The organism is Geodermatophilus siccatus, assembly GCF_900103785.1.
In the GTDB taxonomy this organism is placed as follows: Bacteria; Actinomycetota; Actinomycetes; order Mycobacteriales; family Geodermatophilaceae; genus Geodermatophilus; species Geodermatophilus siccatus.
Map to the genome: position 1 here is coordinate 43,852 of NZ_FNHE01000012.1, position 18,548 is coordinate 62,399.

The 18,548-nt window shown below is 74.6% G+C and carries 16 protein-coding genes; 11 read left to right on the plus strand and 5 right to left on the minus strand.

Annotated elements, in window-relative coordinates; genetic code table 11:
- Positions 1–92: 92 nt before the first annotated feature.
- The gene (gene miaB / locus BLS21_RS19875) at positions 93–1,586 is read left to right on the plus strand and encodes a tRNA (N6-isopentenyl adenosine(37)-C2)-methylthiotransferase MiaB (RefSeq protein WP_091222623.1); all 1,494 of its coding nucleotides are present in this window, start codon (positions 93–95) and stop codon (positions 1,584–1,586) included.
- Positions 1,587–1,664: 78 nt separating this feature from the next.
- Here the strand turns inward: miaB and BLS21_RS19880 are convergent, their stop codons facing one another.
- On the minus strand, positions 1,665–3,173 hold the full coding sequence (locus BLS21_RS19880) for a DUF349 domain-containing protein (RefSeq protein WP_091222626.1): 1,509 nt from the start codon (positions 3,171–3,173) through the stop codon (positions 1,665–1,667).
- 40 nt (positions 3,174–3,213) lie between these two features.
- On the opposite strand from BLS21_RS19880, the gene BLS21_RS19885 reads away from it, so the two are divergent.
- The 3 genes from BLS21_RS19885 to dapF are packed head-to-tail and all read left to right on the plus strand — an operon-like array spanning position 3,214 to position 5,689.
- Positions 3,214–3,903, plus strand: coding sequence for a class III extradiol ring-cleavage dioxygenase family protein (locus BLS21_RS19885; RefSeq protein ID WP_245700609.1), 690 nt, complete (start codon positions 3,214–3,216; stop codon positions 3,901–3,903).
- A complete protein-coding gene (gene miaA / locus BLS21_RS19890; RefSeq protein WP_091222629.1) occupies positions 3,900–4,823 on the plus strand; it encodes a tRNA (adenosine(37)-N6)-dimethylallyltransferase MiaA in 924 nt (307 codons plus the stop codon). Before BLS21_RS19885 ends, miaA begins: the two co-directional genes overlap by 4 nt.
- Positions 4,820–5,689, plus strand: coding sequence for a diaminopimelate epimerase (gene dapF, locus BLS21_RS19895; protein ID WP_091222632.1), 870 nt, complete (start codon positions 4,820–4,822; stop codon positions 5,687–5,689). The genes miaA and dapF overlap by 4 nt, the downstream gene beginning before the upstream one ends.
- 68 nt (positions 5,690–5,757) lie before the next feature.
- On the opposite strand, the gene BLS21_RS19900 is transcribed toward dapF, so the two are convergent.
- A complete protein-coding gene (locus tag BLS21_RS19900) occupies positions 5,758–5,967 on the minus strand; it encodes a hypothetical protein (RefSeq protein WP_091222633.1) in 210 nt (69 codons plus the stop codon).
- A gap of 153 nt (positions 5,968–6,120) precedes the next feature.
- Here BLS21_RS19900 and hflX point away from each other — a divergent pair, with 153 nt between their 5' ends.
- From hflX to BLS21_RS19915, 3 genes are read left to right on the plus strand one after another with little or no spacing between them, the layout of a single operon-like run.
- On the plus strand, positions 6,121–7,611 hold the full coding sequence (gene hflX, locus BLS21_RS19905; protein ID WP_175479666.1) for a GTPase HflX: 1,491 nt from the start codon (positions 6,121–6,123) through the stop codon (positions 7,609–7,611).
- Positions 7,612–7,667: 56 nt separating this feature from the next.
- On the plus strand, positions 7,668–8,399 hold the full coding sequence (locus BLS21_RS19910; RefSeq protein ID WP_245700611.1) for a phosphatase PAP2 family protein: 732 nt from the start codon (positions 7,668–7,670) through the stop codon (positions 8,397–8,399).
- On the plus strand, positions 8,371–9,426 hold the full coding sequence (locus BLS21_RS19915; protein WP_175479667.1) for a hypothetical protein: 1,056 nt from the start codon (positions 8,371–8,373) through the stop codon (positions 9,424–9,426). The genes BLS21_RS19910 and BLS21_RS19915 overlap by 29 nt, the downstream gene beginning before the upstream one ends.
- A gap of 168 nt (positions 9,427–9,594) precedes the next feature.
- On the opposite strand, the gene lexA is transcribed toward BLS21_RS19915, so the two are convergent.
- Positions 9,595–10,386, minus strand: coding sequence for a transcriptional repressor LexA (lexA, locus tag BLS21_RS19920; RefSeq protein WP_139177225.1), 792 nt, complete (start codon positions 10,384–10,386; stop codon positions 9,595–9,597).
- 637 nt (positions 10,387–11,023) lie between these two features.
- On the opposite strand from lexA, the gene BLS21_RS19925 reads away from it, so the two are divergent.
- The 4 genes from BLS21_RS19925 (at position 11,024) to BLS21_RS19940 (ending at position 16,094) form a co-directional block, all read left to right on the plus strand.
- Positions 11,024–11,371 carry a LysM peptidoglycan-binding domain-containing protein gene (locus tag BLS21_RS19925; RefSeq protein ID WP_091222946.1) on the plus strand — a complete coding sequence of 116 codons (348 nt, stop codon included), beginning with the start codon at positions 11,024–11,026 and terminating at the stop codon, positions 11,369–11,371.
- A gap of 127 nt (positions 11,372–11,498) precedes the next feature.
- Positions 11,499–12,143, plus strand: a complete 645-nt coding sequence (locus BLS21_RS19930) for a hypothetical protein (RefSeq protein ID WP_091222639.1) — start codon at positions 11,499–11,501, stop codon at positions 12,141–12,143.
- Positions 12,144–12,591: 448 nt separating this feature from the next.
- Positions 12,592–13,143: a transcriptional regulator NrdR gene (gene nrdR / locus BLS21_RS19935; RefSeq protein WP_091222641.1), complete on the plus strand. Its 552-nt coding sequence runs from the start codon at positions 12,592–12,594 to the stop codon at positions 13,141–13,143.
- Between the two features lie 95 nt (positions 13,144–13,238).
- The gene (locus tag BLS21_RS19940) at positions 13,239–16,094 is read left to right on the plus strand and encodes a vitamin B12-dependent ribonucleotide reductase (protein WP_091222644.1); all 2,856 of its coding nucleotides are present in this window, start codon (positions 13,239–13,241) and stop codon (positions 16,092–16,094) included.
- A gap of 274 nt (positions 16,095–16,368) precedes the next feature.
- Here BLS21_RS19940 and BLS21_RS19945 read toward each other — a convergent pair whose 3' ends face one another.
- Entirely contained in the window at positions 16,369–16,770 is a 402-nt protein-coding gene (locus tag BLS21_RS19945; RefSeq protein WP_245700612.1) for a MerR family transcriptional regulator, read from the minus strand.
- An 83-nt stretch (positions 16,771–16,853) separates the two neighbouring features.
- Positions 16,854–18,344 carry a SulP family inorganic anion transporter gene (locus BLS21_RS19950; RefSeq protein ID WP_091222649.1) on the minus strand — a complete coding sequence of 497 codons (1,491 nt, stop codon included), beginning with the start codon at positions 18,342–18,344 and terminating at the stop codon, positions 16,854–16,856.
- Positions 18,345–18,548 lie beyond the last annotated feature (204 nt).

The window sequence follows — 18,548 nt, forward strand, 5'->3', positions numbered from 1 at the left end:
GCCATCCGCCTCCGGCCATCACGAAGGCGTAACGAAGCCCGACCGTGTGAGGCGGGGGCCACCCGATCGGGTCGCCGTACCCTCGTTCCGTCATGCGAACCGACCTGCAGGCTGCCGGGCGGACCTACCGGGTCCGCACCTACGGCTGCCAGATGAACGTGCACGACTCCGAGCGCCTCTCCGGGCTGCTGGAGGCCGCCGGCTACACCGCCGCGCCCGAGGGGGCCGACGCCGACGTCGTCGTCCTCAACACCTGCGCGGTGCGGGAGAACGCCGACAACCGGCTCTACGGCAACCTCGGCCACCTCCGGCCGGTCAAGGACGCCCACCCCGGCATGCAGATCGCCGTCGGCGGCTGCCTGGCGCAGAAGGACCGCGGCGAGATCGTCCGGCGCGCGCCGTGGGTGGACGTCGTCTTCGGCACCCACAACGTCGGTTCGCTGCCGGCGCTGCTCGAGCGCGCGCGGCACAACGCCGAGGCGCAGGTCGAGATCGCCGAGGCGCTCGAGGTCTTCCCGTCGACGCTGCCGGCCAAGCGGGACTCCGCCTACTCCGGCTGGGTGTCGATCAGCGTCGGGTGCAACAACACCTGCACGTTCTGCATCGTCCCGGCGCTGCGCGGCAGGGAGAAGGACCGCCGTCCCGGCGAGATCCTGGCCGAGGTGCAGGCGCTGGTGGACCAGGGCGTGCTCGAGGTGACGCTGCTGGGGCAGAACGTCAACGCCTACGGCGTCGAGTTCCGCGACCGCGGCGCCTTCGCCGACCTGCTGCGCGCGACGGGGCGGATCGACGGCCTGGAGCGGATCCGCTTCACCAGCCCGCACCCCCGCGAGTTCACCGACGACGTCATCGAGGCGATGGCCGAGACGCCGGCGGTGTGCCACCAGCTGCACATGCCGCTGCAGAGCGGGTCGGACGACGTGCTGCGCCGGATGCGCCGCGGCTACCGGCAGGACCGCTACCTCGGCATCATCGACCGGGTTCGGGCCGCCATGCCCGACGCGGCGATCACCACGGACGTCATCGTGGGCTTCCCCGGTGAGACCGAGGCCGACTTCGAGCAGACCCTCGAGGTGGTCCGGCAGGCGCGCTTCGCCAGCGCCTTCACCTTCCAGTACTCCAAGCGCCCGGGGACGCCGGCCGCCGAGATGGCCGAGCAGCTGCCCAAGGAGGTCGTGCAGGAGCGCTACCTGCGGTTGACCGCGCTGCAGGACGAGATCAGCCTCGCTGCGAACCGCGCCCAGGTCGGTCGGACCGTCGAGCTGCTGGTCGCCGCGGGGGAGGGCAGCAAGGACGCCCGCACCGGACGGATGAGCGGCCGCGCCCGCGACGGCCGGCTGGTGCACTTCACGGCGACGGACGGCGGTGCTGACGGGGACGTGCGCCCCGGCGACGTGGTCGAGACCGTGGTGACCCGGGCGGCGCCGCACCACCTGGTCGCCGACGGTCCGCTGCTGTCGCACCGGCGCACCCGCGCCGGCGACGCGCACGAGGCCGGCACCCGCCCCACCACCCCCGGCGTGCTGCTCGGGATGCCGCAGGTCGGCGTCCCGGCCCCGCTCGCGCCGGCCGGCGGCTGCGGCTAGCCCCGCCGGCGGCCCGGGATGGCCCCGTCCCGGGTCCCACCCTGAGCGTGCGATGGGCGGGGAGGACGGGGTCCTTCTTCAGCGCCGGGAGGCCGACTTCTCCGCCTCGGCCAGCCACTCGCGGCGGGTGGCGAGGTTGGCCCGCGCCTCCTCGATCCGCCGCGCATCGCCGGCAGCCTCGGCCTTGGCCAGCTGCTCCTCGGCCTTGGCGACGGCCTGCCGCATCGAGGTGACCATCGGGTTCTCCGGGGCCACCCGGGGGCGGGAGGAGTCGACGGCGCCGCGGATGCGCTGCTCGACGGCCTGCATGCGGTCCTCCAGCTGGCGCATCGCGCCGCGCGGCACGTGGCCGATGGCGTCGTAGCGCTCCTGCAGCTTGCGCAGCACGTTCTGCGCGGTGCGCAGGTCGGTGGACGGGTCGAGCTTCTCGGCCTCGGCGAGGATCTCCTCCTTGGCCTGCTGGTTGGCCAGCTGCTCGGCGTTGCGTGCCTTGTCCGACTCGGCGCGGGCGGTGAAGAAGACGTCCTGCGCAGCGCGGAACTGCTTCCACAGGTCGTCGTCGCCGTCGCGGCCGGTGCGCGGGACGGCCTTCCAGCGGTCCATCAGGTTGCGCATCGCGGCACTGGTCGGGCCCCACTCGGTGGACGTCGAGAGCCGCTGCGCCTCGGCGATCAGCTCCTGCTTGGCGGCCCGGGCCTCGCCGCGCTGGGCGTCGAGGGCGGCGAAGTGCGCGCCCCGGCGGCGGCCGAAGGCGTCACGGGCGGCGGCGAACCGGCTCCACAGCGCCTCGTCGGTCTTGCGGTCGATGCCGCGGATGGTCTTCCACTCCTCGACGATGGCCTTGAGCCGGTCGCCGGCGGCCTTCCACGAGGTGGACTCCGCGGCGATCTGCTCGGCCTCGGCGGCCAGCGCCTCCTTGCGGGCCACCTGCGCGGCCCGGGCGGCGGCCTTCTCCGCCCGGGACTCGGCTGCCGCGGAGTCGGCGGTCTCGACCATGGCGCGGGCGCGGGTGGCCAGCCCGTCCAGGTCGCCGACGGCGGCGGCGCTGGGGATCGACTCGGCCAGCGCCTGCGCCTTGGCCTTGATCTCGCCGGGGTTGCCGGTGTGCGCCCGCAGCCGCGCCTCGAGCAGCGACACCTCCGTCGCGAGGTCGTCGTAGCGGCGGGCGTAGTGGGCCAGCCCCGCCGCCGGATCGCCGGCCTGCCACGAGCCGACGGCGCGCTCCCCCTCGGCGGTGCGGACGTAGACCGTCCCGTCCTCGTCCACGCGGCCCCACTGCGCGGGGTCGGACGCAGCGGCGGCGTCGGCGGGCGGCTGGGGGACGGCGGGGTGTGCTGCGGCGGCCTCGGGCGCGGGGGCCTCGGGTGCAGGGGCCTCCGGTGCGGCGGCCTCGGGTGCAGGGGCCTCCGGCGCGGCGGCTTCCGGCGCGGCCTGCTCGGCGGCCCCCGCGGTCGGGTCGGCGAGAGCGGCGTCGCCAGGGGTGGGCGCCGCCGCCGTCCCCGCCTCGGGGGCGACCGCCTCGGATCCGGCCGTCTCGGGCTGGGACAGCTGCTGCGAGGGGTTTCCGGCGTTCTCCGTGCTCGACACGTGTCGGAGTGTCCCACGCCGCATCCGGGACACTGCTGCGGTGAGCTCAGTCCCGGCCGCCGTCGCCTTCTGCCCGTGCCCGCCGCTGCTGGTGCCGGCCGTGGCCGGGCGGGCCGCGGCGGACACCGCCGTCCTGCGGGCGGCCTGCGCGGCCGCGGTGGACGCGGCGCTGGCCACGCGCCCGGAGGTCGTCGTGGTCGTCGGCGGCGAGGACGGCTGCGGGCGCTTCGGCGACGGTGACGGCGGGGACCTGCGCGGCTACGGCGTCGACCTCGACGTCCCCTTCGCCGGCCGGGTGCGTGCAGGTGGTCGCCGCACCCCGCTGGCGCACACGATCGGCGCCTGGCTGCTGCACGAGGCGGGGTACGCCGGCCCCCGCCTCGGCGTCGGTCCGGACGACCTCGCCGACACCCTCGGCGCCCTGCCCGGGCCGGTCGCCGTCCTGGCGGTGGGGGACGGCTCGGCGCGGCGCTCGCCCAAGGCGCCCGGCCACCTCGACCCGGCGGCGCAGCCGTTCGACGACGCCGTGGCCGTCGCGCTGGCCGCCGGCGAACCGGGCGCCCTGGCCGCACTCGACCCCGCGGAGGGCGCCCGGCTGCTCGCCGCCGGCGTACCCGCCTGGCGGGCGGTCGGGGCCGCGCTGGCCGGCCGCGAGGTGCGCGGCCGGCTGCACGCGCACGAGGCTCCCTTCGGCGTCGGCTACCTGGTGGCCGACTGGAGCGTGCGGTGACCGCTCTCCCGCCGGTGGTCGCGCTGGTGGGTCCCACCGCCACCGGCAAGACCGCCCTCGGGGTCGCGCTGGCGCACCGGCTGGGCGGCGAGGTGGTCAACGCCGACTCGATGCAGCTCTACCGGGGCATGGACATCGGCACGGCCAAGCCCGACGCCGCCGAGCGCGACGGCGTGCCGCACCACCTGCTCGACCTCTGGCACGTGCGGCAGCCGGCGTCGGTGGCCGAGTACCGGCGGCTGGCCCGCGCCGAGGTGGACCGGCTGCGCGCGGCCGGGGTGGTGCCGCTGCTGGTCGGCGGCTCCGGGCTCTACGTGCGCGCCGTCCTCGACGAGCTGGACTTCCCCGGTACCGACCCCGCCGTCCGCGCCCGGCTCGAGGCCGAGCTCGCCGAGGCTGGCCCGGCCGCGCTGCACGCCCGCCTCGCCGCGGTGGACCCGGCCGCCGCCGCGGCGGTGCTGCCGAGCAACGGACGGCGGATCGTGCGGGCGCTCGAGGTCGTCGAGATCACCGGCGGGCCGTTCCGCGCGACGCTGCCCGAGCCGCGGCCGCACTACCCGGCGGTCGTCGTCGGGCTGGACCGCGAACCGGCCCGGCTCGACGAGCGGATCGCGCTGCGGGTCGACCGGATGTGGGCTGCGGGCTTCGTCGCGGAGGTGGAGGCGCTGGCCGCCGACGGGCTGCGCGAGGGGCCCACTGCGTCCCGGGCGCTGGGCTACGCCCAGGTGCTGGCCCAGCTCGACGGCGCCCTCACGCCCGACGAGGCGCGCGAGCGCACGGTGTCGACCACCCGCCGCTTCGTGCGCCGCCAGCGCTCGTGGTTCCGTCGCGACCCGGCGACCACCTGGCTCGACGCCGCCCGGCCCGACCTGGTGGAGGCCGCCCTCGGGGTGATCACCGCTCGTACCCTGGGCCGGTGAGCGCGCATCGGGTCCTGATCGGCCACGGCACGGAGAACGACTTCGTCGTCCTGCCCGATCCCGACGGCACGGGCTGGCCGGAGGACCGGCTGGACGCGGTGATGGTCCGCCGGCTGTGCGAGCGCCGCGCCGGTCTCGGCGGCGACGGCGTGCTGCGCGTCGTCCGCAGCGTGCACGTGCCCGACGCCCCGGCCGTGCTCGGCGAGGCGCTGGGGCGGTGCGAGTGGTTCATGGACCACCGCAACGCCGACGGCTCCACCGCCGAGATGTGCGGCAACGGCATCCGGCTGTTCCTGCACGTGCTCGTCACCGAGGGCCTGGTCGAGCGGGACGCCTGCGCCGAGGGCATCTGGGTCGGCACCCGCGGCGGCCCGCGCCGGGTGGGGGCTGCGGCCGACGGCGGCTACTGGGTGGACATGGGACCGGCCCGGCCGTTCGGCGCCGGCACCGCCGAGCTCGGGGGCGCGGCGTTCCCCGGCCGCGCGGTCTCGATGGGCAACCCGCACCTGGCCTGCCTCACCGACGTCGACGTCGACGCACTCGACCTCACGACGGCGCCGGCGGTCGACGCGCAGCTGTTCCCGGACGGCGTGAACGTCGAGTTCGTCAACGTCCTCGAGACCGGCCGGCACGTGCGGCTGCGGGTGTCCGAGCGCGGGGTGGGGGAGACCCGCTCGTGCGGCACGGGCGCCTGCGCCGCGGCCTGGGCGGCCCTGGAGGCCGCCGGCTCGGCGACGGGCACGGTCACCGTCGACGTCCCCGGCGGCCGGCTGGGCGTGACCGTCGACGAGCGGACGACGGTGCTGTCCGGTCCCGCGGTCGTGGTCGCGGCCGGCGAGCTCACCCCCGAGTGGCTCGAGGGCTGACCCGCCGGCCCGGCCCCGTCCAGAGGCTCGCCGGAGCCTGCGAGCGGTGAGGGCGACGGGGTCCGCTCTCAGGTCTTCGGGGTCTCGGTGTCCTCGGGTGCCTCCGGCATCAGCGACTCGCCGGCCGTCCCCGGGCTGCCGGAGGGCCGACCGCGGCCGCTGTCCTGGTCCGGCCCGCCGCCCAGCGGGTTGCGCGGCGGGTTGAGGCCCTTGGGGTCCCGGCCCGGGTCGTCGAGCTCCTCGTTGGTCCCGGCGGCGCTGCTGCCCGTCTCGCTCATGTCGAGCCTCCTCATGGTGTCGGTCGCCGTCCTCCGCCCTACCCGGTCGCGACCCGGCCACGCGTGCCGGGATGGTCCGCCGCGGCCGCGGTGTTGGAAGAGACGATGACAACTCAGATGCCCCAGGTGCTGGGGTCTGCGACGCTGGAGACGATGACGACAGCACAGAACCGCGCCGTGCTCGCCGACGCCGAGGAGCGCGCCCTGCGCGCCGCGCCGGCGCCCCTCGAGGAGGCGTCCCGTCCCGACGGGGGACGGGAGGAGCCGGACGACACGACCGGGTCCTACGCGCTCGAGGCCCGCGGTGCGTTGCGCCGCGTCGCCGGCCTGTCCACCGAGCTGGCCGACGTCACCGAGGTCGAGTACCGCCAGCTGCGCCTCGAGCGCGTCGTGCTGGTCGGCGTCTGGACCGAGGGCACCCAGGCCGACGCCGACCGCTCGCTCGCGGAGCTGGCCGCGCTGGCCGAGACCGCGGGCTCCCAGGTCCTGGAGGCGGTGAGCCAGCGGCGCGACAAGCCCGACGCCGGCACCTACGTCGGGTCCGGCAAGGCCGCCGAGATCCGCGACATCGTCGCGGCCGCCGGCGCCGACACCGTGATCTGCGACGGCGAGCTGACCCCGGGCCAGCTCAACGCGCTGGAGAAGATCCTCAAGGTCAAGGTCGTCGACCGGACCGCGCTGATCCTCGACATCTTCGCCCAGCACGCCTCCAGCCGGGAGGGCAAGGCGCAGGTCGAGCTGGCGCAGATGCAGTACATGCTGCCGCGGCTGCGCGGCTGGGGTGAGTCGCTGTCCCGGCAGGCCGGTGGCCGTGTCGCCGGCGGTGGCGGCATCGGCACCCGCGGCCCCGGTGAGACCAAGATCGAGACCGATCGGCGGCGGATCCGCGCGCGGGTGAGCAAGCTGCGCCGGGAGATCGCCGGCATGGCGACCGCCCGGGCGACCCAGCGATCCTCCCGCGGGCGCAACGCCGTCCCGAGCGTGGCGATCGCCGGGTACACCAACGCCGGCAAGTCCAGCCTGCTCAACCGGCTGACCGGCGCCGGCGTGCTGGTCGAGAACGCCCTGTTCGCGACCCTGGACCCGACGGTGCGCCGGGCGCAGTCCCCGGACGGCCGCGAGTACACGCTCACCGACACCGTCGGCTTCGTGCGGCACCTGCCGCACCAGCTGGTCGACGCGTTCCGCTCGACGCTGGAGGAGGTGGCCGCCGCCGACCTGCTCCTGCACGTCGTCGACGGCTCCGACCCCGACCCCCTGGGGCAGATCGAGGCGGTGCGCGTGGTCCTCGGTGAGATCGACGCCGCGTCCGTCCCGGAGCTCATCGTCGTCAACAAGGTGGACGCGATGAGCGAGGAGGACGTCCTCACCCTGCGCCGGGCCCTGCCGGGGGCGATGTGGGTGTCGGCCCGCACGGGCGCCGGCATCGAGCAGCTGCGCGAGATCGTGGCCGCCCGGTTGCCGCACCCCGACGTCGAGGTCGACGTGCTGGTGCCCTACGACCGCGGCGACCTGGTGGCCCGGGTGCACCGGGACGGCGAGGTGCTCAAGGAGACCCACGAGGCCGGGGGCACCCGGCTCAGCGCCCGGGTGGACGGCGGCCTGGCCGCCGCCCTCGAGGGGTTCGCGGCGCCGGTCGCCTGACACGTCTGCCGGCGAGCGAGGTCACGGTCAGGTCACGGCCCGGTACCGTGACCGGCGTGACCAGCGGCGCGGTGCGGCGGCGTCCCGGGACCTCCCCGCCGGACGCCGCCGACGCCGACGTCCGCGTCGGGCGCCCGTCGCGGTGGCTGCTGGGGGCCGCCCTGGTGGTCACCGTCGTGGTCACCGTCGACCTGCTCGGCCGGGGCGTGCTCGAGCGGATGGACCTGCGGGTCTCCGAGGTGGTCAGCGGCTGGGGCCTGAAGGACTCGGCCGCCTACTGGCCGGTGTGGGCGGTGACCCAGCTCGGTGGGCGCGGCTTCATCCTGATCGTCCTGACAGGGCTGGTCGGCTACCTCGGGTGGCGGTTCCGCACCGTGGTCCCGCTGGTGCGGGTGCTGCTGGCGCTGGTGCTGCTCACCGTCGTCGTCTACTCGTTGAAGTACGGGACCGGCCGGACGGCCCCGGCCTACCCCGGGTCGTTCTTCCACCGGGACGGCGCCTCCTACCCCTCCGGGCACGTCGCCAACGCCGTGCTTATGTGGGGGGTCGCCCGCTGGCAGGTGGTGCAGTACCGACTCGCGGCGTGGGTGCAGCGGACCGCGCGGGTGCTCAGCGTCGCCGGCCCGGTGGCCACCGGCGTGGCCATGGTGTCCCTGGACTTCCACTGGGTCACCGACGCCGTGGTCGGAGCGGCCGTCGGCGTCCTGCTGTTGGGCGTGGTTCACCTGCTCGACGCGGTCCTGGTGTCACGCTGGGTCGGTGCCCGAGCCGGCCGGTCGTCCGCGTAGCGGAGCCAGGGGGCGACGTCTGGCGGCCGGGACCGGTCTCGCGCTGACGCTCGCCCTCGGCCCCGCCCAGCCCGCGTCCGCCGCACCGGTCGATCAGCCGGCGCCCGCGACGCGGTGCCGGCTCACCGATCCCCGGCTGCCCGAGGTCTCCGGGCTGGTCGAGGTCGGCGACCGGATGCTGGTGCACAACGACGGCGGCGACTCACTCGACGTCTACGTGCTGGACGGGACCTGCGCGGTGGTCACCGTGCACTCCGCGGCGGTGGACCCCTACGACCCCGAGGACATGGCGCTGGCCGTCGACGGGACCGTCTGGCTCGCCGACACCGGCGACAACAACGGCACCCGGGCGACGGTCGCGCTGCTGGCCCTGCACGCCGACGGCAGCAGCTCGGTGTACCGGCTGGCGTACCCCGACGGTCCGCGGGACGTCGAGGCGCTGCTGCTCGCCCCCGACGGGACGCCGTACCTGGTGACCAAGGAGGTGCTGGGCGCCAGCCAGGTGTACCGGCCGGTGTCGGCGCTCGTGGAGGACGGCACGGTCGGCCTCGCCGAGGTTGGCGGGGTGGAGTTCGTGCTGACCGGGACGCCGGGGGGCCCGGTCGGCCGCGCCGGCCAGCTGATGGTCACCGGCGGTGCGGTCTCACCCGACGATCGCTGGATCGCGCTGCGCACCTACACCGACGCCTACGTCTGGCCGCTGACCGGCTCGGACGTGGCCGGTGCGCTGGCGGGGGAGCCGCGACGGGTCTCCCTGCCCGAGGCGGCCCAGGGCGAGGCGATCAGCTTCACCGGGGACTCCGCGGCGCTCGTCGTGGCGGGGGAGGGGCTGGGCAGCGACGTCACCGTGGTGCCGCTGCCGGCCGAGGCGGCGCTCTCGTCGTCCGCGGTGGACGCGGACGGCACGGGCTCCGGCCTGCTGTCCGGCGACGACGGCCCGCCCCCGGTGGCCGCGGCGGTCGCTGCCGCCGTCGTGGCCGGCGTGCTCGTCTGGCTCGGGGGCAAGCTGGTGCGCCGCCGCGACTGAGGTCTCGGCCCTCGCTCCGGCGCTCCGGCCGGTGCCTGCCGTCCGGAGCGGCTGACGATCTGGTCGGGCGCTCGGCCGCCGGCGCGGCGGTCACCGCGCCGGCGGCTCGTCGGCCCGTCCCGGGGCCCGCCCCGAGCGTGCGAGGGGTGGGTAGGACGGGGTCCTTCTTCAGACCCGGCGGAGCACCGTGACGACGCGGCCGAGCACGGTGGCGTCGTCCCCCGGGATGGGCTCGTACGCGGGGTTGTGCGGCAGCAGCCACACGTGGCCGTCGCGCCGCTTGTAGGTCTTCACCGTCGCCTCGCCGTCGATCATCGCGGCGACGATCTCGCCGTTCTCCGCGGTCGGCTGCTGGCGCACGACGACCCAGTCGCCGTCGCAGATGGCGGCCTCGACCATCGAGTCACCGGTGACCTTGAGCATGAACAGCGTGCCCTCGCCGACCAGCTCGCGGGGGAGCGGGAAGACGTCCTCGACCGCCTGCTCGGCCAGCACGGGGCCACCGGCGGCGATCCGGCCGACGAGCGGGACGTAGGTGGGGGCAGGGGTCTCCTCGGCGCCGGCGGGGGCCACCACCGTGGGCGCGGGCGCGCCGGGCGTGTCGCCGGGCAGGCGGACGTCGAGTGCGCGCGGGCGGTTGGGGTCGCGGCGCAGCCAGCCCTTCTTCTGCAGCACGCTGAGCTGGTGGGCCACCGACGAGGCCGACGACAGCCCCACGGCCTCGCCGATCTCGCGCACCGAGGGCGGGTAGCCGCGCCGCTCGATCGAGTCGCGGATCACCTCGAGGACCCGCCGCTGCCGCTGGGTGAGCCCGTCGCCGCTCTCTCCCCGGTCGGGGAAGGTGCGCACCGACGCCGTCTCGGCCCGCTCCGGTGCGGCGGTCCGGCTCCCGGACGCGTGCCGCGACGAGCCGCCTCCACCCCGGACACCGCCGCCCGACGTCCCGCTCGTGCCCGCCACGTCTCCTCCTCGCCGGCCGTGTCGCCACGGCCCTGTCGTCCTGCGCCCGCCCGGCGGGAGCCGGACCGGGCCGGCTCCACTGCGGGGACCGCTGCCGGCCCCGCCCCGCCGGTGCCCTCGCGGCGACGGCGGACGGGTGCTGCTACGGACCGTAGCGCCTCGGAGCCGGTACTTCAAACGTGTGTTCGAAGCCGGCGTGCGGTGCCGGGTCGACCCCGTCGGTGGGATGCGGTAGACATCGCACGGATGTTCGATCGAACGCGTGTTCGAGCAGCGCCGGGTCGATGGAGGAGGAGAGGTCATGGCGAGCGTGCGGCAGGCCGTGCTGGAGTTCGACGCGACGGTCCGGGTCCCGTGGCGTCCGTTGCTCGGGTCGGTGGACGACGGCCGGGCGGCCGGGTGCGGGCGCCCGGGCCGGGCGACGGCCGCGTCCGGGCGCCTTCCGCAGACGCCTGCTGCGTCGGGTCCGGCCGGGACCGGGCCCCGCGTCGCCGGTCACCTGCGGCCGGTGCCCGACCGCCCGGCGGGCCCGGAGCCGCGCACCGCGGACCCGGCTCCCCCGGGCCGGGGTGCCGGCCGGGCACCCGCTCGGCGGGAGCCGACCTCCTCGGGTGGCCGTCCCGCCGCATCGCGCCCGGTGCCCGCCCGGGTGGTGCGCGGCGGGTGCGCCACCCCGGAACGCGCTGCGGTCCCGCGGCTGCGTCTGACCCGCCGGGGGCGCCGGCTGGCGCTCGCCCTGGCCCTCGGCGGCGCCGTCGCGCTCGGCTCGCTCGTGGCCCCACTCGTGGAGGGTGCGGGTGGCGGTGGACTCCAGCTCGCCGGCGAGCGGAGCGTGGTGGTGGAGTCCGGCGACACGGTGTGGTCGATCGCCGGGGAGGTCGCCGGTGCCGACCAGGACGTGCGCACGGTGGTCGACGCCATCGAGGAGCTCAACGACCTCGAGGGTTCGGCCCTGGTCCCCGGTCAGGTCCTCGAGCTGCCCTGAGTCGCGCGGTCGCTCCCGGCAGACTCGGGGCGGTCGAGGAGCGACAAGAGGCGGCGCCGATGTTCGTCAACCCGTCGTGCCGAGTCGCTGACACCGTGTAGCTGACAGTCCCTCTACGGTCAGCTCCGTGTCAGCGATCTCAGGCAACCGGGCCGCCGTCTTCACGCAGCAGTCGCAGCGCTGCGAGGTGTTCGTCGAGGGCTCCTGGTGGCCGGGTTCGCTGCTGGGGTGGCGGCACGACGGTCAGGGCTCGTGCCAGGTGTGGGTGCGGGTGACCGTGGCCGGGGCCGACCGGGAGAGCTGGACCGACCTGGCCGAGGTGCGCCTGCCGGAGACCCGGCCGGCACCGGTACTGGTGCCGGACAGCGGCATCGACCCCTTCGCGAGCCTCGGCGAGGAGGTGCTGCCGGGCGCCTCGGCCGCCCCGCTGCTGTCGTTGAGCGAGGCCGCCGCCCGGGAGCAGCGGGTGGCGGGCGTCCTCCCCGCGTCGGCCCCGGCCGCCGGCCGCCGTCGCCGCCGCCACGGCGGCGACGTGACCGCCGAGCAGCCCGCCGTCCCCGCGGGCGCGGCCGCCGGCCGGCACCGGGTCGGGCGTCACCGGGCGGCGGACGCGGCGGAGCGGCCGGAGGAGGCGTCGGGTCCGGAGCTGGGTGATGCCACGGTGCTCATGCCGCGGGCGATCGAGGCCGACTGCCTGACCCGCCCCCTGCGGCTCGGCGACCGCGCCTCCCGCCCCCGCCTGGGGCGGCCCGGCGAGGCCCTCCGCGCCTGAGGCGGGACCCGCTCCCGCATCCCGTGCGACGCGTCCCGGTCGGCGTCCCCGCGCCCGCCCATGACGTTCCCGCGCCGGCGGTTCGGTCGCCCCGTCACACCCGACCGGCGCGCCCCGCGACCGCTGCGGCGCGTTCCCCGGCGTGTTCCCGGGGCGCGTGTGACCCGTGCGCGCGGGTGGTCACGAAGTCGTCTCGACGGACGACGCGCCTGGTGTTCGGCTTGCAGATCTAGTGGGGCCGGACCTAGGGTTCCCCTACATCTAGTAGTTGCACCGATGTAAGTCCGTCCACAGGCCGTCCTCAGGCCCTCCCCACGACGTCCACCAGATGTCCCCAGGGAGGTCCACAGCCCGGCCTCCCGGTCCCGTCGCTCCGGCCGCTCGCGCGGTCGCCGCGGCCCCCGGGCGGACCCGCGCCGGAGCGCGTCGCGAGGGGAGGGGATCGGCCGTGCGCTGTCCCTTCTGCCACAACCCCGACAGCCGCGTCATCGACTCGCGTGAGGCCGACGAGGGGGCGACCACCCGTCGCCGCCGGTCGTGCCCCGCGTGCGGGCGGCGCTTCACCACGGTGGAGGAGGCCGTCCTCGCCGTCGTCAAGCGCAGCGGCGTGAGCGAGCCGTTCAACCGCAGCAAGGTGGTGGCCGGCGTCCGCCGGGCCTGCCAGGGGCGGCCGGTCGACGAGGACCAGCTGCAGCAGCTCGCCCAGCAGGTCGAGGACGCCATCCGGGCCACCGGCGCGGCGGAGGTCCCCAGCCACGAGGTGGGGCTGGCGATCCTCCGGCCGCTGCGGGAGCTGGACGAGGTCGCGTACCTGCGCTTCGCGAGCGTCTACCGCGCTTTCACCTCGCTCGAGGACTTCGAGAAGGAGATCACCGAGCTGCGGGCCCGGCACATCGCCGCCGGCACCCCGCCGCTGCCTGGCATGCAGGACCCGCCGGCGCGCCGGCGGGTGGGGGGGCGTGGCCAGGCCGCCTCCGCCGGCGGCACCGCCGGCTCCTGAGAACCGTCAGCACCACCCGATAAGAAGAGGGCGGCTCTCTTCCCCAGCCGCCGCAGATGCCCACACGACAGGGCCCACAACACAGGGAGAGCTCCGTGACCGAGACCGAGGATCGCTTGTCGGGCCGTACGCGTCGCGCCGCCAAGGCGCCGACCAGGGGGAAGGGCCTGAAGGTCAAGCGTGTCTTCACCACCGCCGGGGTGCACCCGTACGACGAGGTGACCTGGGAGCGTCGTGACGTCGTCATGACCAACTGGCGGGACGGCTCGATCAACTTCGAGCAGCGCGGCGTGGAGTTCCCCGCCGAGTGGAGCATCAACGCCACCAACATCGTCACCACGAAGTACTTCCGCGGCGCCGTCGGCACCCCGCAGCGCGAGACGAGCCTGCGCCAGCTCATCGACCGGGTGGTGCTGACCTACGGCCAGGCCGGCCGCGAGCACGGCTACTTCGCCAGCGAGGGCGACGCCGAGATCTTCGAGCACGAGCTGACCTGGATGCTGCTGCACCAGTACTTCAGCTTCAACTCACCCGTCTGGTTCAACGTCGGCACCAGCGCGCCGCAGCAGGTCAGCGCCTGCTTCATCCTCGCCGTCGACGACACCATGGACTCGATCCTCAACTGGTACCGGGAGGAGGGGCTGATCTTCAAGGGCGGCTCGGGCGCCGGCCTGAACCTCTCCCGCATCCGCTCCTCCAAGGAGCTGCTCTCCTCGGGCGGCACCGCCTCGGGCCCGGTCAGCTTCATGCGTGGCGCCGACGCCTCCGCCGGCACCATCAAGTCCGGTGGCGCCACCCGCCGCGCGGCCAAGATGGTCGTCCTCGACATCGACCACCCCGACATCGAGGAGTTCATCGAGACCAAGGCGCGCGAGGAGGACAAGATCCGCGCGCTGCGCGACGCCGGGTACGACATGGACCTCGGCGGCAAGGACATCACCAGCGTCCAGTACCAGAACGCCAACAACTCCGTCCGCGTCTCCGACGAGTTCATGCGCGCGGTCGAGGACGGCACGGACTTCGGCCTGCGCTCCCGCCTCGACGGCTCGGTGATCGAGACCGTCGACGCCAAGGACCTGTTCCGCAAGGTCACCCAGGCCGCCTGGGAGTGCGCCGACCCGGGGATCCAGTACGACGACACGATCAACGACTGGCACACCAACCCCGAGACCGGGCGGATCAACGCGTCCAACCCCTGCTCGGAGTACATGAGCCTGGACAACAGCTCGTGCAACCTGGCGTCGCTGAACCTCATGAAGTTCCTCAAGGACGACGGCACGTTCGACACCCGGAACTTCGTGAAGGCCGTCGAGCTGGTCATCACCGCGATGGACATCTCGATCTGCTTCGCCGACTTCCCGACCGAGCCGATCGGTGAGACCACCCGCGCCTACCGGCAGCTGGGCATCGGCTACGCCAACCTCGGCGCGCTGCTCATGGCCACCGGTCACGCGTACGACTCGCGCGGCGGTCAGACCCTGGCCGCGGCGATCACCTCGCTGATGACCGGCACCGCCTACCGGCGCTCGGCGGAGCTGGCCGGCATCGTCGGCGCCTACGAGGGCTTCGCCCGCAACGCCGATGCCCACGCGCGGGTGATGCGCAAGCACGCCGCGGCCAACGACGCCATCCGCCCGGTCGGCGCCGACGACGCCGACGTGCTCAAGGCCGCGACCGCCGAGTGGCAGGCGTGCCTGGAGATCGGCGCGGACTTCGGCTGGCGCAACGCGCAGGCCTCGGTGCTGGCCCCCACCGGCACGATCGGCTTCATGATGGACTGCGACACGACCGGCATCGAGCCGGACTTCTCGCTGGTCAAGTACAAGAAGCTGGTCGGCGGCGGCTCCATGCAGATCGTCAACCAGACCGTCCCGCGGGCGCTGCGCAGCCTGGGCTACCAGGACGAGCAGATCGAGGCGATCGTCGAGTACATCGCCGAGCACGGCCACGTCGTCGACGCCCCGAGCCTGCGCCCGGAGCACTACGAGGTCTTCGACTGCGCGATGGGCGAGCGGGCCATCTCCCCGATGGGCCACGTCCGGATGATGGCTGCGGTGCAGCCGTTCATCTCCGGCGCCATCAGCAAGACGGTCAACATGCCGGAGACGGCGACCGTCGAGGACGTCGAGAACATCTACTTCCAGGGCTGGAAGCTCGGCCTCAAGGCGCTGGCGATCTACCGCGACAACTGCAAGGTCGGCCAGCCGCTGTCCGACGCCAAGGCGAAGAAGGCCGACACCAAGGTCGCGGCCGCGCCGGTCGCCGCGACGTCGCAGCCGGTGCGCCGCCGGCTGCCGAAGAAGCGGCAGAGCATGACGACGTCGTTCAGCGTGGCCGGCGCCGAGGGCTACATGACCGCCGGGATGTACGAGGACGGCAGCCTCGGCGAGGTGTTCCTGAAGCTCGGCAAGCAGGGTTCGACCCTCGCCGGCGTCATGGACGCCTTCTCGATCTCGCTGTCGATCGCGCTGCAGCACGGTGTGCCGCTGGAGACCTACATCCAGAAGTTCACCAACATGCGGTTCGAGCCGGCCGGCATGACCGACGACCCGGACATCCGGATCGCCCAGTCGGTCATGGACTACATCTTCCGTCGCCTGGCGCTGGACCACCTGCCGGTGGAGAAGCGGGCCAACCTCGGCATCTTCAGCGCCGAGGAGCGCGCCGCCCAGGTGTCCGGTTACGGCACCTCCGCCTCGACCGCCGCGGTCGTGGAGGAGGAGGTCGACCTCGAGGCGCTGCGCGGCTCGGCGCCGACCGAGGGGCCGGCCAAGCCCGAGGTGAAGTCCGAGGCGCCGGTCAAGGAGGCCCACTCCTCGGCCGAGCTGCTCGAGCTGGTCACCGGCACCGCCACCGACGCGCCGCTGTGCATGACCTGCGGCACGAAGATGCGCCCGGCCGGCAGCTGCTACGTCTGCGAGGGTTGCGGCTCCACGAGCGGCTGCAGCTGATGTGAACGGCCAGGGATTGTCCCTGCTGGCGCGGACAGCATTTCCCGGTTCCGGACAGCAATGTCCTGAAGTCGGCCAGTAGGACATTTCCGACCACTGAGGTCGTCACCGGCCCGGTTCCACTGGGGCCGGGCCGGTGACGTCTGATCGATGCGACGGAGGTGGTAGGTTCCGGCCTCCCCGCACCCCTGCGCGTGCCGCGGCGAGGTTCAACCGGAGGAGCGATCGACGGCCGCTCTCCGGAGCCGTCGCAACTCGGCACCGCCGGGTCTCATCACCGGGCGCGGTCGAGTCGGTCGGCGAGAGTGGCCGCGAAGCCCTCGGCTACGGCGAGCTGCTCGCGCAGCGCCCCGACCCGTGCGGTGGCGGCCTCGTGGAACATCCGCAGCCGGTCGGTCAGCGCCTCCCGGTGGTGCGCGCCGGCGACGGTGAGGTCGGCGAGCAGGGTGAGCAGCTGCCGCATCTCCTCGAGGCTGAACCCCAGCGGCTTCATCCGCTTGATGACCTCGAGGCGGGCGACGTCGGCGTCGCTGTAGAGCCGGTAGCCGCCCTCGGAGCGGGCGGTCGGGACGACCAGTCCGTTCTCCTCGTAGAAGCGGATGGTGCGCAGGCTCAGCCCGGTCCGCTCGGCGACCTGACCGATCTGCAGCAGTCCCGCGCGGGGGCGTGCGGTCACCGCTCCTTCGTCGCCGGCGGGGGGACGGTCGGCCGCGCCATCGGACGTGCTGGCCGGCGAGGTCGGCCGGTCGGGGCGGGGCATCAGTGCGCCCCGGCCAGCTGGCCGGTGTGCCGCTCGTAGCGGTCGGCGGAGTGGCCGGTGAGGCCCACGATCTCCACGGTCTTGCCGCGGGTGGCGTACTTGTGGGTGATTGCATCGAGAGCGGCGACGGTGGAGGCGTCCCAGACGTGGGCGTCGGTGAGGTCGATGACCACCCGCTCGGGGTCTCCGGCGTAGTCGAACTGGGTGTAGAGGTCGTTGCTGGAGGCGAAGAACAGCGCTCCGCTGACCCGGTACACCCGGACGTCGCCGCCGGGGGCGTCGGTGCTGGTGACCTCCGCGAGGTGCGCCACCCGTCGGGCGAAGAGCACGCATGCGACCAGCACGCCGGCGCCGACACCGACGGCGAGGTTGTGGGTGAGCAGCGTGCCGGCGACGGTCGTGAGCATCACCGCTGTCTCGCTGCGGGGCATCCGGTGGATGGTGCGCAGGCTGTGCCAGTCGAACGTGGCGACCGACACGAAGATCATCACCGCGACCAGCGCGGCCATCGGAATGATCGCGACGACGTCGCCGAGGGCGACGACGAGCACCAGCAGGAGCGCTCCGGCGAGGAAGGTGCTCAGCCGCGTCCGCGCGCCGGACTTCACGTTGATCATGGTCTGGCCGATCATCGCGCAGCCACCCATGCCGCCGAAGAGGCCGGACGCGACGTTGGCCACGCCCTGACCCCACGACTCCCGGGTCCCGCTGGAGCGGGTGTCGGTCAGGTCGTCGACGAGCCGCGCGGTCATCAGGGACTCGATCAACCCGACGAACGCGATGCCCAGCGCGTAGGGGGCGATGATGCCCAGCGTCTCGACGGTGAACGGCACGTCGGGCAGCAGGAACAACGGCAGGCTGTCGGGCAGCTCGCCCTGATCGCCGACGTCGGGCACGGCGAACCCGGCGGTCACCGTCAGCCCGGTGAGCACGACGATCGCCACCAGCGGCGCCGGCACGGCCGTGGTCAGCCTCGGCAACAGGAAGATCATCGCCAGGCCGGCGGCGACCATCGGGTAGACCAGCCACGGCACGCCGATCAGGTGCGGCAGCTGCGCCGAGGCGATGAGGATCGCCAGGGCGTTGACGAAGCCCACCATCACGCTGCGCGGGATGAACCGCATCAGGCGGGCCACGCCGGCCGCGGCCAGCAGCACCTGGAACACGCCGCCGAGGATGACCGCGGCCAGCAGGTACTGCAGCCCGTGGTCGCGGGCCAGCGGGGCGACGACCAGCGCGATGGCGCCGGTGGCGGCGGTGATCATCGCCGGGCGGCCGCCGGTGAAGGCGATGACCACGGCCATGACGAACGAGGAGAACAGGCCGACGCGCGGGTCGACCCCGGCGAGGATGGAGAAGCTGATCGCCTCGGGGATGAGCGCCAGGGCGACCACCAGGCCGGCGAGGATCTCGGTGCGGGCCACCGCCGGCGACAGCCAGGCGGGACGGGTCAGGCGCGGGCGGGCCGGCGCGGGCAGAGCAGAGGACATGCCACCGATTCCGGTTGGGGCGCCCACGGGGCGCGGCGGTACAGCACCGGGTCGGTGCCGCAGATCTGAGGCGTGGTGCGGCGCTGCACCAGCGGCCGGGGCCGTGCCGGCCGGGACGTCGTGTCCGCCGGCGGGACGTGGCCCGGCGCCCGGGTGCCACGGTGCTCGGGGGCGCCGCTGACTCACACAACCTAACCCTCACGT